Annotated in this window: 17 protein-coding genes; 5 read left to right on the top strand and 12 right to left on the bottom strand. The window is 60.5% G+C overall.

All coding sequences use genetic code 11. The annotated features are described in order from the left end of the window. The gene (gene cysQ, locus ACOWVD_RS09225) at positions 1-741 is read right to left on the bottom strand and encodes a 3'(2'),5'-bisphosphate nucleotidase CysQ (protein WP_031300142.1); all 741 of its coding nucleotides are present in this window, start codon (positions 739-741) and stop codon (positions 1-3) included. A 255-nt stretch (positions 742-996) separates the two neighbouring features. Here cysQ and ACOWVD_RS09220 point away from each other — a divergent pair, with 255 nt between their 5' ends. Next, complete coding sequence (locus ACOWVD_RS09220; protein WP_421105590.1) at positions 997-2,949, top strand: bifunctional 2',3'-cyclic-nucleotide 2'-phosphodiesterase/3'-nucleotidase; 1,953 nt, start codon at positions 997-999, stop codon at positions 2,947-2,949. A 98-nt stretch (positions 2,950-3,047) separates the two neighbouring features. Here ACOWVD_RS09220 and fklB read toward each other — a convergent pair whose 3' ends face one another. Beyond that, positions 3,048-3,668, bottom strand: coding sequence for an FKBP-type peptidyl-prolyl cis-trans isomerase (gene fklB / locus ACOWVD_RS09215; protein WP_004933618.1), 621 nt, complete (start codon positions 3,666-3,668; stop codon positions 3,048-3,050). A gap of 267 nt (positions 3,669-3,935) precedes the next feature. On the opposite strand from fklB, the gene ACOWVD_RS09210 reads away from it, so the two are divergent. After that, the gene (locus ACOWVD_RS09210; protein WP_015376399.1) at positions 3,936-4,610 is read left to right on the top strand and encodes an OapA family protein; all 675 of its coding nucleotides are present in this window, start codon (positions 3,936-3,938) and stop codon (positions 4,608-4,610) included. Between the two features lie 3 nt (positions 4,611-4,613). On the opposite strand, the gene ACOWVD_RS09205 is transcribed toward ACOWVD_RS09210, so the two are convergent. The 5 genes from ACOWVD_RS09205 to rpsF form a co-directional block, all read right to left on the bottom strand. Continuing rightward, positions 4,614-4,967: a DUF488 domain-containing protein gene (locus tag ACOWVD_RS09205; RefSeq protein ID WP_049243011.1), complete on the bottom strand. Its 354-nt coding sequence runs from the start codon at positions 4,965-4,967 to the stop codon at positions 4,614-4,616. Positions 4,968-5,077: 110 nt separating this feature from the next. Next, positions 5,078-5,530: a 50S ribosomal protein L9 gene (rplI, locus tag ACOWVD_RS09200; RefSeq protein WP_004933629.1), complete on the bottom strand. Its 453-nt coding sequence runs from the start codon at positions 5,528-5,530 to the stop codon at positions 5,078-5,080. A gap of 39 nt (positions 5,531-5,569) precedes the next feature. Continuing rightward, positions 5,570-5,797, bottom strand: coding sequence for a 30S ribosomal protein S18 (rpsR, locus tag ACOWVD_RS09195; protein WP_000135199.1), 228 nt, complete (start codon positions 5,795-5,797; stop codon positions 5,570-5,572). Between the two features lie 4 nt (positions 5,798-5,801). After that, the gene (gene priB, locus ACOWVD_RS09190) at positions 5,802-6,119 is read right to left on the bottom strand and encodes a primosomal replication protein N (RefSeq protein WP_004933632.1); all 318 of its coding nucleotides are present in this window, start codon (positions 6,117-6,119) and stop codon (positions 5,802-5,804) included. 8 nt (positions 6,120-6,127) lie between these two features. Next, positions 6,128-6,526: a 30S ribosomal protein S6 gene (rpsF, locus tag ACOWVD_RS09185; protein WP_004933634.1), complete on the bottom strand. Its 399-nt coding sequence runs from the start codon at positions 6,524-6,526 to the stop codon at positions 6,128-6,130. Positions 6,527-6,979: 453 nt separating this feature from the next. Here rpsF and ACOWVD_RS09180 point away from each other — a divergent pair, with 453 nt between their 5' ends. Continuing rightward, complete coding sequence (locus ACOWVD_RS09180) at positions 6,980-7,246, top strand: DUF1471 domain-containing protein (RefSeq protein ID WP_004933636.1); 267 nt, start codon at positions 6,980-6,982, stop codon at positions 7,244-7,246. Between the two features lie 99 nt (positions 7,247-7,345). Here ACOWVD_RS09180 and ACOWVD_RS09175 read toward each other — a convergent pair whose 3' ends face one another. Then, positions 7,346-7,693 carry a hypothetical protein gene (locus ACOWVD_RS09175; RefSeq protein WP_015376397.1) on the bottom strand — a complete coding sequence of 116 codons (348 nt, stop codon included), beginning with the start codon at positions 7,691-7,693 and terminating at the stop codon, positions 7,346-7,348. Between the two features lie 123 nt (positions 7,694-7,816). Further along, entirely contained in the window at positions 7,817-8,569 is a 753-nt protein-coding gene (gene yjfP, locus ACOWVD_RS09170; protein WP_049243008.1) for an esterase, read from the bottom strand. 127 nt (positions 8,570-8,696) lie between these two features. Here yjfP and bsmA point away from each other — a divergent pair, with 127 nt between their 5' ends. Together bsmA and ACOWVD_RS09160 are read left to right on the top strand one after the other, a co-directional pair. Continuing rightward, positions 8,697-9,005, top strand: coding sequence for a biofilm peroxide resistance protein BsmA (bsmA, locus tag ACOWVD_RS09165; protein WP_004933642.1), 309 nt, complete (start codon positions 8,697-8,699; stop codon positions 9,003-9,005). A 122-nt stretch (positions 9,006-9,127) separates the two neighbouring features. Beyond that, entirely contained in the window at positions 9,128-9,403 is a 276-nt protein-coding gene (locus ACOWVD_RS09160) for a DUF1471 domain-containing protein (RefSeq protein ID WP_033633541.1), read from the top strand. On the opposite strand, the gene ACOWVD_RS09155 is transcribed toward ACOWVD_RS09160, so the two are convergent. The 3 genes from ACOWVD_RS09155 to rlmB all read right to left on the bottom strand — a co-directional run bounded on the left by ACOWVD_RS09155 (position 9,400) and on the right by rlmB (position 12,341). Next, positions 9,400-9,798, bottom strand: coding sequence for a DUF350 domain-containing protein (locus ACOWVD_RS09155; protein ID WP_016929354.1), 399 nt, complete (start codon positions 9,796-9,798; stop codon positions 9,400-9,402). The genes ACOWVD_RS09160 and ACOWVD_RS09155 overlap by 4 nt on opposite strands. Positions 9,799-9,864: 66 nt before the next feature. Then, complete coding sequence (locus tag ACOWVD_RS09150; RefSeq protein WP_049243007.1) at positions 9,865-11,493, bottom strand: isovaleryl-CoA dehydrogenase; 1,629 nt, start codon at positions 11,491-11,493, stop codon at positions 9,865-9,867. Between the two features lie 116 nt (positions 11,494-11,609). Continuing rightward, complete coding sequence (gene rlmB, locus ACOWVD_RS09145) at positions 11,610-12,341, bottom strand: 23S rRNA (guanosine(2251)-2'-O)-methyltransferase RlmB (RefSeq protein ID WP_004933653.1); 732 nt, start codon at positions 12,339-12,341, stop codon at positions 11,610-11,612. Between the last annotated feature and the right edge of the window lie 25 nt (positions 12,342-12,366).

The raw sequence follows: 12,366 nt of genomic DNA, 5'->3' as shown, positions 1-12,366 counted from the left end.
TCAGAACAGCGACACCCGGAAGCCGGGGTTGAGGAAAGATTCACGCGGGGTATAGAGCAATGGCTTACCCTGCCAATCGTGAATTTGCGCCCCGGCGGCCACCGCCACCGCATGCCCTGCGGCGGTATCCCAAATGTTGGTCGGCCCGAAGCGCGGATAGAGCTGCGCCTTGCCTTCCGCCACCAGACAGAACTTCAGCGAGGAACCGACTGACACGGTCTGGTGCTCGCCCAACTGCTGCAAATAATCTTTCAGTTCGTCATCGATATGCGAGCGGCTCACCACCACCAGCGGCGGATGCGCGTTGCTGACGCCGATCGCCTGCCGCACGCCCTTCTCTTCTTTCCAGGCCTTACCGCGCTCCGCCAGATACAACACGTCGATCGCCGGGGCATACACCACCCCCATCACCGCCTGCCCATCTTCAATCAGGGCGATATTGACCGTGAACTCGCCATTGCGATGTAAAAACTCTTTGGTGCCGTCCAACGGATCGACCAGCCAGTAGCGCGTCCAGCCGCGGCGCTCTTCCCACGCCGGCGGATCCTCTTCCGACAGCAGCGGCACCTCCGGCGTCAGCGCCGCCAGGCCGCGCTTGATGATATGGTGTGCCGCCAGATCGGCCGCCGTCACCGGTGAATCATCTTTTTTCTGTGCGACATCAAGCGGTTGTTCACCATCGTACACCGCCATGATCGCCGCCCCCGCCTCGCGGGACAGTTGGCAAATTCGCTCTAACATCATGCACCTCAACTCCGCATCTCCGTGGGAAATTTCCCCCTGTCTCTGCTAGCAGACTAGTTTTTTTTACGCCGAATATCCATCTCAACCGCCTAAGCCTCGGGAATTCCTCATTTCTTGTTGGGCACAACTGTGAACTTCCCCGCGTTACCCGCCGCCATTTTCTGCCACACTTCACAGTTTACTGTGGCAAGCAATGTTAATTACATTTCCCTCTGCGATAACACTCGAATAATGGAATGGAGAGAATCCCAAATGATGAAGCATCCACTGACGCTGTCCGCGCTTGCGCTGCTGGTGTGCGCCTCCGCGCAAGCGGCCACCGTCGATCTGCGCGTGCTGGAAACCACTGATCTGCACAGCAACATGATGGACTTCGATTACTACAAGGACACGCCGACCGACAAGTTCGGCCTGGTGCGCACCGCCAGCCTGATCCAACAGGCGCGCCAGCAGGCCGCCAACGCGGTGTTGGTGGACAACGGCGACATCATTCAGGGCAGCCCGCTCGGCGACTACATGGCGGCCAAGGGGCTGAAACCGGGCGACGTGCACCCGGTCTATAAGGCGATGAACACGCTGGACTATGTGGTCGGCAACATCGGCAACCATGAGTTCAACTACGGACTGGACTACCTGAAGAACGCCATCGCCGGCGCCAAATTCCCGTACATCAACGCCAACGTCATCGACGCCAAAACGCAAAAACCGCTGTTCACGCCCTACATCATCGTCGATACCCCGGTGAAGGATCGCGACGGCAAGGCGCATACGCTGCGCATCGGCTACATCGGCTTCGTGCCGCCACAGATCCTGGTGTGGGACAAAGCCAACCTGCAGGGCAAAGTGACGGTGGACGACATCACCGCCACCGCCAAGCGCTACGTGCCGCAGATGCGTAAACAGGGCGCCGATCTGGTGGTGGCGATCCCGCATTCCGGGCTGTCCAGCGAGCCTTACAAGGCGATGGCGGAAAACTCGGTCTATTACCTCAGCCAGGTGCCGGGCATCGACGCCATCATGTTCGGCCACGCCCATGCGGTGTTCCCGAGCAAGGACTTTGCCAACATCAAAGGCGCGGATATCGACAAAGGCCTGCTGAACGGCGTGCCGGCGGTGATGCCGGGCCAATGGGGCGATCATCTCGGCATTGTCGACCTGCAGCTCAACAACGATGGCGGCAGCTGGAAAGTGACCGCCGCCAACGCGGAAGCACGGCCGATCTACGACAAAGAGAACAAGAAATCGCTGGCGGCGGAAGACGCCGCGCTGGTGAAAGTGTTGGCGGACGATCACAAGGGCACGCGCGAGTTCGTCAGCCAGCCGATCGGTAAATCCGACGGCAACATGTACAGCTACCTGGCGCTGGTGCAGGACGATCCGACGGTGCAGATCGTCAACAATGCGCAGAAAGCCTACGTCGAACATTACATCCAGGGCGATCCGGACCTGGCCGATCTGCCGGTGCTGTCGGCGGCGGCGCCGTTCAAGGTCGGCGGCCGCAAGAACGATCCCGCCAGCTTCGTCGAAGTGGAAAAAGGCCAGCTCACCTTCCGCAACGCCGCCGATCTCTATCTCTACCCCAATACGCTGGTGGTGGTGAAGGCGAGCGGCAAAGAGGTGAAAGAGTGGCTGGAGTGCTCCGCCGGCCAGTTCAACCAGATCGACGTCAACAGCGCCAAGCCGCAGGGCTTGATCAACTGGGACGGCTTCCGTACCTATAACTTCGACGTGATCGACGGCGTCAACTACCAGATCGACGTCAGTCAGCCGGCGCGCTACGACGGCGAATGCCAACTGATCAACGACAAGGCGGAGCGTATCAAGCAGTTGACCTTCAACGGCAAGCCGATCGATCCGAACGCCACCTTCCTGGTCGCCACCAACAACTACCGCGCCTACGGCGGCAAATTTGCCGGCACCGGCGACCAACATATCGCCTTCGCTTCGCCGGATGAAAACCGCTCGGTGCTGGCGGCCTACATCAGCGCCGAAACCCAGCGGCATGGCGCGGTGCGCCCGCAGGCGGACAACAACTGGCGTTTGGCGAACTTCAGCAGCCAGCAGCCGCTGGATATCCGCTTCGAGACCTCGCCTTCGGACAAAGCGACAAGGTTTATCAAAGAGCACGCCCAATATCCGATGAGCGCCGCAGGCAGCGACAGCATCGGCTTCGCGGTTTATCGCATCGATTTAAGCGGTAAGTAACACGGTTTATGGCCGGCGCGCCCGGCCATTCATCGCCCGTCTGCGCGGCGCATAAAATAAGGGCGCCACGAAGGCGCCCAGAACAATCCTCGGTGGGATTACAGGATTTCCAGCAGCTCGACGTCGAACACCAGCGCGCTGAACGGCGGGATGGACGCGCCTGCGCCACGCTCGCCGTAGGCCAGGTTGTGCGGGATATACAGCTGCCATTTGGAGCCGACCGGCATCAGGGTCAGCGCTTCGATCCAGCCTGGGATCACGCCGCTGACCGGGAATTCTGCCGGCTGGCCGCGTTCAACCGAGCTGTCGAACACGTCGCCGTTGATCAGACGGCCGGTGTAGTGCACACGCACGCGATCCTGACGGGACGGAATTGGGCCGTTGCCCTGCTCCAGTACGGAGAACTGCAGGCCAGACTCGGTCAGCGTCACGTCATCGCGCTTGGCGTTGTCGTCCAGGAATTTCTGGCCTTCAACCGCCATCGCCTGCTGGCGCTCGCGGCGCACCGCGTCCGCACGCTCGTGGATTTCACGCAGCGCACGGTGCACCACGTCTACCGGAACCGCCGGGGCATTCCCTTCCAGCGCGTCACGCAAACCCGCCAGCAAAGCTTCCGGTTGCAAACCTTCCAGCCCGGACTCTTGCAGCTGCTGGCCGACCTGTAAACCAATCCCGTAACTTGCTTGCGCTTCAACGCTGTCAAAAGAAGGGGTTGTCATGGGGTTTTCCTTAAGTCTGTAAAAAGTCGAAAGCGCAGCATAACAGCGCGTCAATGCCGGGTAAAATCTTGTGTGGAGAATGATGACTTTTGTCGTAGAAAAAGAAACAATAACCTTCTGTTAACGCCCGCAGCCGCAAACCCCGGCTCTGCCGCTCAGCCGCCTTTCACTTCAATCAGTTAGCGGACTATACTGAAAGCAGGATATCGGGCAGGCGACGCGTTTGCCGCGCCGCACTGATTATTACGCCGTCGAAGAGAGGTCACCATGGGCAGAATCGCGCCCAGGAGAAGGAAAACCACCCGCATCTACCAGCCGCTGCTGCGCACCTGGCTGAACATCAGCCAGCGCCTGAAACCAGGCGCCGCACCCACGGCTGAAGGCGCGGAACCGCCATCGGAGCCGCCGTCGGCCAACGACAAAATGCAGCGGGTCAAAGCGCTGCTGATTAAAGTCTGGCATCTGCCGGACGGTTTCCATTGGATGGAACCGCTACCCTACTTTCATCGCCGCTGGGTGCTGATCTTCGGCATCATTCTGCTGCTGGCGTTGCTGTGGCCCTACTCGCCCGAAAGACAGCCGTTCCCGGTCTCTCAGCAGGAAACCAGCGTGCCGCTGCAGGCCGAGCTGCAAAACGGTGGTAGCGCCGCCACGCCTGCCAACGAACCGACGCTGGCAGGCAACTGGCAGCGTTATCAGATCCAGCCCGGCCAGACCCTGGCCCAACTGTTTCGCGACAACAATCTGCCGGTGAATGAAGTGTTCGCCATGGCACAGGTGGAAGGCGGCGACAAGCCGCTGAGCAACATGAAAGCCGGCCAAGAAGTGCGCATCGAACGCGACGCCAACGGTGTGATTAGCGCGCTGTCGGTCACCACGGCAGACAACAGCCAGGCGCTGTTCCGCCGCCAGGCCGACGGCAGCTACCGCCGGGAACGCTAATCTCTACAGCTGCGCCAGCAGAAACTCGCGCAGCACCACGCCCTGATTGTGCTCGGTATCTTTGCTGCCATACAGCAGCGTCAGCGTTTGCCCCTGCCGTAACAGCGCCACCAGCGGCTGCCAGGCGTCGTTGGCCGCCAGCTGTTGGCGATAGCGCGTCTCAAAGGCTTCCCACTGGTCGGTATGCTGATGGAACCACTTGCGCAGCTCGTCATCCGGCGCCACCTGTTTCAACCACTGCACGCCCGTCAACCGCTCTTTGCTGATGCCGCGCGGCCATAGCCGGTCTATCAGATAACAGTGTTCCGGCGCCGGCGCGCTGAAATCGTAAATCCGCTGTAGCGTAATCGTTGCCATCGCACGCTCTCCTTTTCATCCCGTCTTCAAGCGTAGCGCGTTTTGCCGGACGCAGAAAAGCAAAACGCCAGCGCGAGGCTGGCGTTTTAACCGGTTAACAGTAGCGTAAATTACGCTTCTGCAACCACAACTACATTCAGCTGTGCGAACACGTCGCTGTGTACCTGGAAGTGCACTTCGTGCTCGCCAGTGGTACGCAGAACGCCGTTCGGCAGACGAACTTCGCTCTTGGCAACTTCAACGCCTGCCGCAGTCACTGCGTCAGCGATGTCGCGGGTGCCGATAGAGCCGAACAGTTTACCTTCGTCGCCAGATTTGGAAGCGATGGTGACTGAACCCAGTTCGTTGATCTTGGTTGCGCGAGCTTCAGCAGCAGCCAGAACGTCAGCCAGTTTGGCTTCCAGTTCAGCACGGCGTGCTTCGAAGAACTCAACGTTTTTCTTGGTAGCAGGAACAGCTTTGCCCTGTGGTACCAGGAAGTTACGAGCGTAGCCCGCTTTAACGTTAACTTGATCACCCAGGCTGCCCAGGTTTGCTACTTTATCAAGCAGAATAACTTGCATTACCTTATCCTCTCAAAGTCGTTAATGGACAGTGGCCGATTACTGATGACGATCAGTGTACGGCAACAAAGACAGGTAGCGCGCGCGCTTGATAGCACGGGCCAGCTGGCGCTGATATTTTGCACGAGTACCGGTGATACGGCTCGGTACAATTTTACCACTTTCGGTGATGTAGTTTTTCAGCGTAGCGATGTCTTTATAGTCAATCTCTTGAACGCCTTCCGCGGTGAAACGGCAGAACTTGCGACGACGGAAATAACGTGCCATTTGGCTAGTCTCCAGAATCTATCAATTCAATCTGCTCGGCATGCAGAACCAATTTGCTCAGCCCGTTGCGCCCTTGATGGCAGCTTACAAAGCCTTGCACGGTAATCTGACTGCCGACCGTTAATCTTTGAGTTAGTGCTTGTGACTGTTGTCCGCTGACAACCACGGGCATTCGGCACCATGCTTGTCTGCTGAATCCGGCTTCCGTCTGCTGCGAACGGTGCTCTAGCACAAATTGGCAGTGCGGTATCCCGGAAGGACTCACTTTTCGAACCGGCGCCTTGCACACAGTGCCCGACAAAACCAGACGATTAGCCGTCACGGCGGCAATTACTCTTCAGAATCCCCAGCATCTGCATCATCTGCGGTTTCGTTAGCGAAGTCTTCGCGGCGATCGCCACGACGTTCGTCTTTCGCTTTAACCATCGGAGATGCTTCGGTTACCGCGTGCTTAACGCGCATAACCATGCTGCGGATAACGGCGTCGTTGAAGCGGAAGTTAGTTTCCAGCTCATCGATCGCTTCCTGCGGCGCTTCAACGTTCAGCAGAACGTAGTGAGCTTTGTGCAGTTTGTTGATCGGATAAGCCAGCTGACGGCGGCCCCAGTCTTCCAGACGGTGAATCTGACCTTGCGCGTTAGTGATGGTAGCACTGTAACGCTCGATCATGCCCGGAACCTGTTCGCTTTGGTCAGGATGGACCATAAAAACGATTTCGTAATGACGCATCGAATTGCTCCTTACGGATTATTCAGCCTCCTGTCAGGGTCAACCGCGGCCCATGGAAGCAAGGAACGTGTTTAGTGTGCGGCTGAAAAATGACGCGTAATCATACTGACGCAGGGCGGGAAACTCAAGGACTGCGTGGGTTTTATTCGCGTTAATACGACGCGCTATGGGAAATAGCACGATTTGCTCGTGAGTGAACCTATGTACGCCGATCCATCAGTTTCAAAAATCTTTCAATGAAATCAGCGTTGAGTCACAAATCTATTTCACTTTTTTTGAAGGATGCCTTCAAAACACCCCGCTTTTTAATCGCCGGCAACGGACTAAAATTAACCATATCCGCCGCAGACAGCGCGACGAAAAAGATCCCAGGTTATTCAATGCAGATAAATGACTTTTTGCCGCAGCGACACTCGCTGTCAGGCCGTAACGGCAAAAAGTAAGAGAGGCACTATGAAACGCATTATTCTTGCGACGGCGCTGGCCGCCCTGTTCTCCGCCAATGTGATGGCCGCGACGGAGATCACCTCGCACCAGGCCGATCAACGCCAAAGCGTCGGCTTCGTCACCCTGAACCAGAATGTGGTTTCGCCGGACGACGCCAGCAGCCAGGTCAGTAAAATCGCCGACCAACGCGGCGCAAGCTCTTATCGCATCATCGCCCTGCACGAACCGGGCGACAACAGCACGATGCACGTCAGCGCCGAGCTGTACCGCTAAAGAGACGCGCCACGCCAGGGAAATCCCAGGGCTTCATCAGAAAGCCCGTTCAGTCCGCACCGGAGCGCCGCCCGTTGGGCGCTCCGCTTCCCCCGCCAATCAGAGCTTGAGCAACGCCGGCGCGTTGAGCGCCTTGCCCGGATTGTGCAACTGCAACGCCATCCGCAGATAGTGGGTGCGCATTTGCAGCAGATCGGCACTTTCCGCCAGGGTCGCCCGCTGTTCGAACGAGAGTGCTCCCGGCGCCGCAGTGTGAGTGGCCGCCGCTTTCGGCGCGAAAGAGAACAGTGCCGTCATGTTTTGCACCGTCTGCGCGGTAATGCGCGACAGCGGATGCACCTTGCCGTCGGCTGCCTCCAGCATCTCGCTGAAGGCCGCTGAGTTAAGCTCGGCGCGCGCTTTCATCGTTCCCATTAAGCCGGCCACACTGCCGATGCTTTTTATCATGCCCTCTGCTCCTTGCTGCCCTGAAAGAATTCACGCTGACATTCTCCCCTTCATTCGGCCAAACGATGGCCGAAACAGCAGGCACAGAGCGCTGCAATTCCATGCATCGTGCCCGGCGGCGCATCACAGCTCGCGGCGGAAAAAGTCTGCCGTGGCGGACAGCGCCAACGGCGTGATGCGGTGCTTCACCCCCGGCTCGACGAGCGACGTCAAACGGCCATCCGCGCCTTGCCGCCGCAGTTCGGCCGCCAAACGCAGGCTGTCCGCCGCAGGCACCACGTCGTCCGTCTCGCCGTGCCACAGCAACAACGGCCGCCCGGCTATCGTCTCCAAACGTCCTTCCAGCTCATATTCCGCCAGCACGGCGGTGCGCGCGGCAAACGCCGCCGGCGAGAGCGCCTCGCCCTCTTCGCCCAACGGCGGATACAGCGTTTGCGCCAGTGAACGGTAATAGCCGGAGCCCATCAGACTGGCGGCCGCCCGGATCCACGGGAAGCGCGCGAAGGCGCCAAGCGCGGTCATGCCGCCCATTGAGGCGCCGGCAACGCCGATGCGTCCGTCGGCAATCAGGCCAAGCCGCTCAAAATGTGCCTTGATCTGCGGCAGCTCGTCGATATTGCCGCGCAGGATCTCCCAGAACGCCGCCAGGCGCCGCGTCTCATCGCCGTCGAACCGCTCGCCGTGCCGATCGGCATCCGGCAGCACCGCCCGAAAACCGGCGCGCGCCAGCGCATAGGCGAAGTAGGCGTACACCTCTTTCGACGAGGTATAACCATGGCAGAAGAACACCGTCGGCAGCGGCCGATGATACTGCCCCGCCGGCACCGCATGGATCACCGCAATATCGCCCGCCCGCTCGTCATGAATTTCGATCATCCGTTCATCCTCAACTCACCTGTTGGCATTCATCATGACAAACTTGCGCCAGCCAGCGTTAGCTCAATCTGTTCCAGCTTATATTGCGTTACACTGAAGCCATCGCACCGGCTCTTTCGAGGTTCCCATGACGTTTGTCCGCACACTCATCGCCCTGACGCTGGCCGCACAGCTTTCCGCCTGCGGCATCATGACCACCACGCCGAAACCGCCGCCGCCGCCCACCACGCAGGCGCAGGAGATCGTTCGCGCGCAGACCGCCGAGCTGGTGAAAATCGGCACCGTCACCGCCGTGGTACGCGGCAGCCCGATGGACGTGGAAGCGGAGATCCAGCGCAAGGCCACCGCCGCCGGCGCCCGTTATTATGTGATCATCATGAACAGCGAAACCGTCGTGCCGGGCCAATGGTATTCCCAGGCGATCCTGTATCGCTAAGGCGGGGATTTTTTAAGCAGATTTACACTGGCTTTGCACAGGCTGAAGCAGGGTGTTGCACACTGAGGGACAGCATGCCGCATGTTGCGGGTGCGATTCAGGATCTGACGAAGGGGAACGCCATGAAACGCTCCACCGCACTCACCTCCCTCTTGCTTTCCATGGGGTTGCTCAGCACCGGCGCACAGTCCGCCGAGCTGGCGCCCGCCGATCGCGTGACGCCGCTCAGTGAAATCGCCGAGATCACCTTCAGCGATCTGCCCGGCTCGCCGCAGGAAGCGGAACTGGCCATCGCCCGCACCGCCGGTCAACACGGCGCCAGCTATTACCGCATCCTGCGGATGGAAGAACAGGCGCACCCGCTTGGCTGGCGCGCCTCGGCCATCTTATACCTTTAGTAGCTCATGCACGCCGCATTCAACACGCCGCCGCTAACGGAGACGCCCCCCAGGAAAATCCCGGCGGCCAGATGATTCGCTTCGATCTTTTCGCTGATGCGCGGCATGTAGATCTTCACGGCCGCGAACAGCAGCAGTTGCACCACCAGCGCCACCACGCCCCACAGCAGGTAATCCAGCAGGCTGATCGAGTTGATCGCCGCGCTGGCCAGCGGGATCACATACCCCAGGCAAGCGCCGATAAAGGCAAAGGCGGCGGATTGATTATCGGCCTTGATCAACGCCCATTCGTCATGCGGGGTGATGCGGGTATAGACGAACAGAAACACCAAAATCATGGCGAAACCGCTGAAGAAGTAAGAGGCGAACGCCGCCAACGCGCTGAGAATATCCATGTGCATTTTCCTGTCAGAGTGAGGCTGAATTAAAAAGGTTTTCGCCGCCGCGCGCCACCCTTTTCCCTAACCGCCGATGGCGCGGTTCAGCAGCAGTTCGCACACCTCGGCCGACAGCAGGCTCTCGCCGCGATGATCCAGCGTCAGGTGGCACCAGGCGTCGGCGATCTGCGGACTGGCATGCTGCAGCAGCTGCGCGGCGCAGCACAGGTCGAACAGCTGCTGGGTCAGCAGCCGCCCCATCTCTTCACGCGGTTGCCGGGCGCGCTGCTGCCACTGCCGCCAGGCATGATCGAACAACCGATTCTGGCCGCGCACCGGCTGCAGCTCGAACTGCAACATCTCGAGCGCGCCCGGCAGTTTATGCAGACTGCGCAACACGTCCAGACACATGATGTTGCCGGAGCCCTCCCAGATGCTGTTCACCGGCATTTCACGGTACAGGCGCGGCAGCTCGCTCTCTTCGCAGTAGCCGATGCCGCCCAGCACCTCCATCGCCTCGGCGATGAACGGCATGCCCTGGCGGCAGATGCTGTATTTGGCCGCCGGCGTCAGCAGGCGGCTGTAGATCAGCTCGCCCTCATTGCTGCGGCTTTCCCAGGCGCGGGCCAGCCGGAACAGCAACGCGGTATGCCCTTCCAGCCGCAGCGCCATGCGCGCCAGAACCTGGCGCATCAGCGGTTGTTCGATCAACAGCTTACCAAATGCCTGCCGCTGCAGCGCATGATACAGCGCCACTGACAGCCCGCGACGCATCAGGCCGTGGCTGCCCAGCGAGCAGTCGAAACGGGTCAGGCCACCCATTTTCAGGATATGCCGCACGCCGTCGCCCTCATCGCCCAGCAGCCAGGCCGCGGCGTCCTGAAACTCCACCTCGCTGCTGGCGTTGGAGCGGTTGCCCAGTTTGTCTTTCAGCCGCTCCAGGCGAATGGCGTTGCGGCTGCCGTCCGGCAAAATGCGCGGCAGGAAGAAGCAGGACAGCCCGCCTTCGGCCTGCGCCAGCACCAGGTGCGCATCGCTCTGCGGCACCGAGAAGAACCACTTGTGCCCCACCAGCCGGTAGGCTTCGCCCGGCCCACGCGCGCCGAGCGGCGTGGCGGTGGTGGTATTGCTCAAGACATCAGAGCCGCCCTGCTTCTCCGTCATGCCCATGCCGATCAGCAGACCGCGCTTTTGCCCGCCCGGCAGCAGGTGAGCGTCATAACGATCCGACAGCAACGGCGTCAGCCAGGAACGGAATTCCGCCGGTAACGCCTGCTGCAGCAGCGGCGTGGCGCCGAAGGTCATGGTCACCGGGCACAGCGTGCCGGCCTCGACCTGCGCATGCAGCATAAAGCGCGCGGCGCGCGCCACGAAGGAACCGATGCGCGCATCCTCCTGCCAGGGCAGGTTGTGCACCCGGTTGGCGATCAGCCCCTGCATCAGGATATGCCAGGCCGGGTGAAAGCGGACGTCGTCCAGTCGCTGGCCGGTGGCGTCGTAGCGCAGCAGCTCCGGCGGGTTGGCGTTGGCCAGCCGCCCCAGCTCCAGCGACTCCTGCGTGCCGAGCTGCTGGCCCAGCGAAGCCAATACCTCGGCGTCCCAACCGCCTTGCTCGCGCTGCAACGCTTCACGCAGCGGCGTATCGGAGAGAAACAGGTTGCTGTTGCCCAGCGGCTTGGGTTGGTTAAAAACGGTGTGCGTAGTCCAGACCATGAGAGTGCTCCCTGAAAAAAGCGTCAGGAGTAAGTATGGTCGGCGCAGGGATTTCTGCCGCAGGCGGGATCACAAGAGGGGGAATTAACGGGGGCACTGCGCCCCCGTCAGGAGAATCAGCCGCGCTGACGCACCGCTTCGAACAGGCAGATGCCGGTGGCGACCGACACGTTCAGCGAAGAGACGGTACCGGCCATCGGGATGCTGATCAGCTCGTCGCAGTGTTCGCGGGTCAGGCGGCGCATGCCTTCGCCTTCCGCGCCCATCACCAGCGCCATCGGGCCGGTCATTTTGCTCTGATACAGGGTATGGTCGGCTTCGCCGGCGGTGCCCACCACCCAGACATTCATTTCCTGCAACAGACGCAGCGTGCGCGCCAGGTTGGTCACGCGGATCAACGGCACGTTTTCGGCGGCGCCGCAGGCCACTTTCTTGGCGGTGGCGTTCAACTGGGCGGAACGGTCACGCGGCACGATCACCGCGTGCACGCCGGCCGCATCGGCGCTGCGCAGGCAGGCACCGAGGTTGTGCGGGTCGGTCACGCCGTCCAGCACCAGCAGGAACGGCGTCTCCACGCTCTCCAGCAGGCCCGGCAGATCGTTCTCCTGATACTGGCGCCCTTCGCGCACCCGGGCGATGATCCCCTGGTGCACCGCGCCTTCAACCTTGTCATCCAGCCATTGGCGGTTCGCCACCTGGATCACGATGCCGGTCGCTTCCAGCTCGGCGATCAGCGGTTGCAGGCGGCGATCTTCGCGGCCTTTCAGGATAAACACTTCCAGGAAGCGTTGCGGGTCGCGCTCTAACAGGGCTTTGACGGCGTGGATGCCGTAAATAATTTCGCTCATGATGCTCTTTTAAATTCGTGCGGCC

It is taken from the genome of Serratia sp. SA088 (assembly GCF_049065515.1).
In the GTDB taxonomy this organism is placed as follows: Bacteria; Pseudomonadota; Gammaproteobacteria; order Enterobacterales; family Enterobacteriaceae; genus Serratia; species Serratia nematodiphila.
The sequence above is the reverse complement of the archived record's forward strand: the minus strand, read 5'-3'. Positions and strand labels throughout refer to the sequence as shown.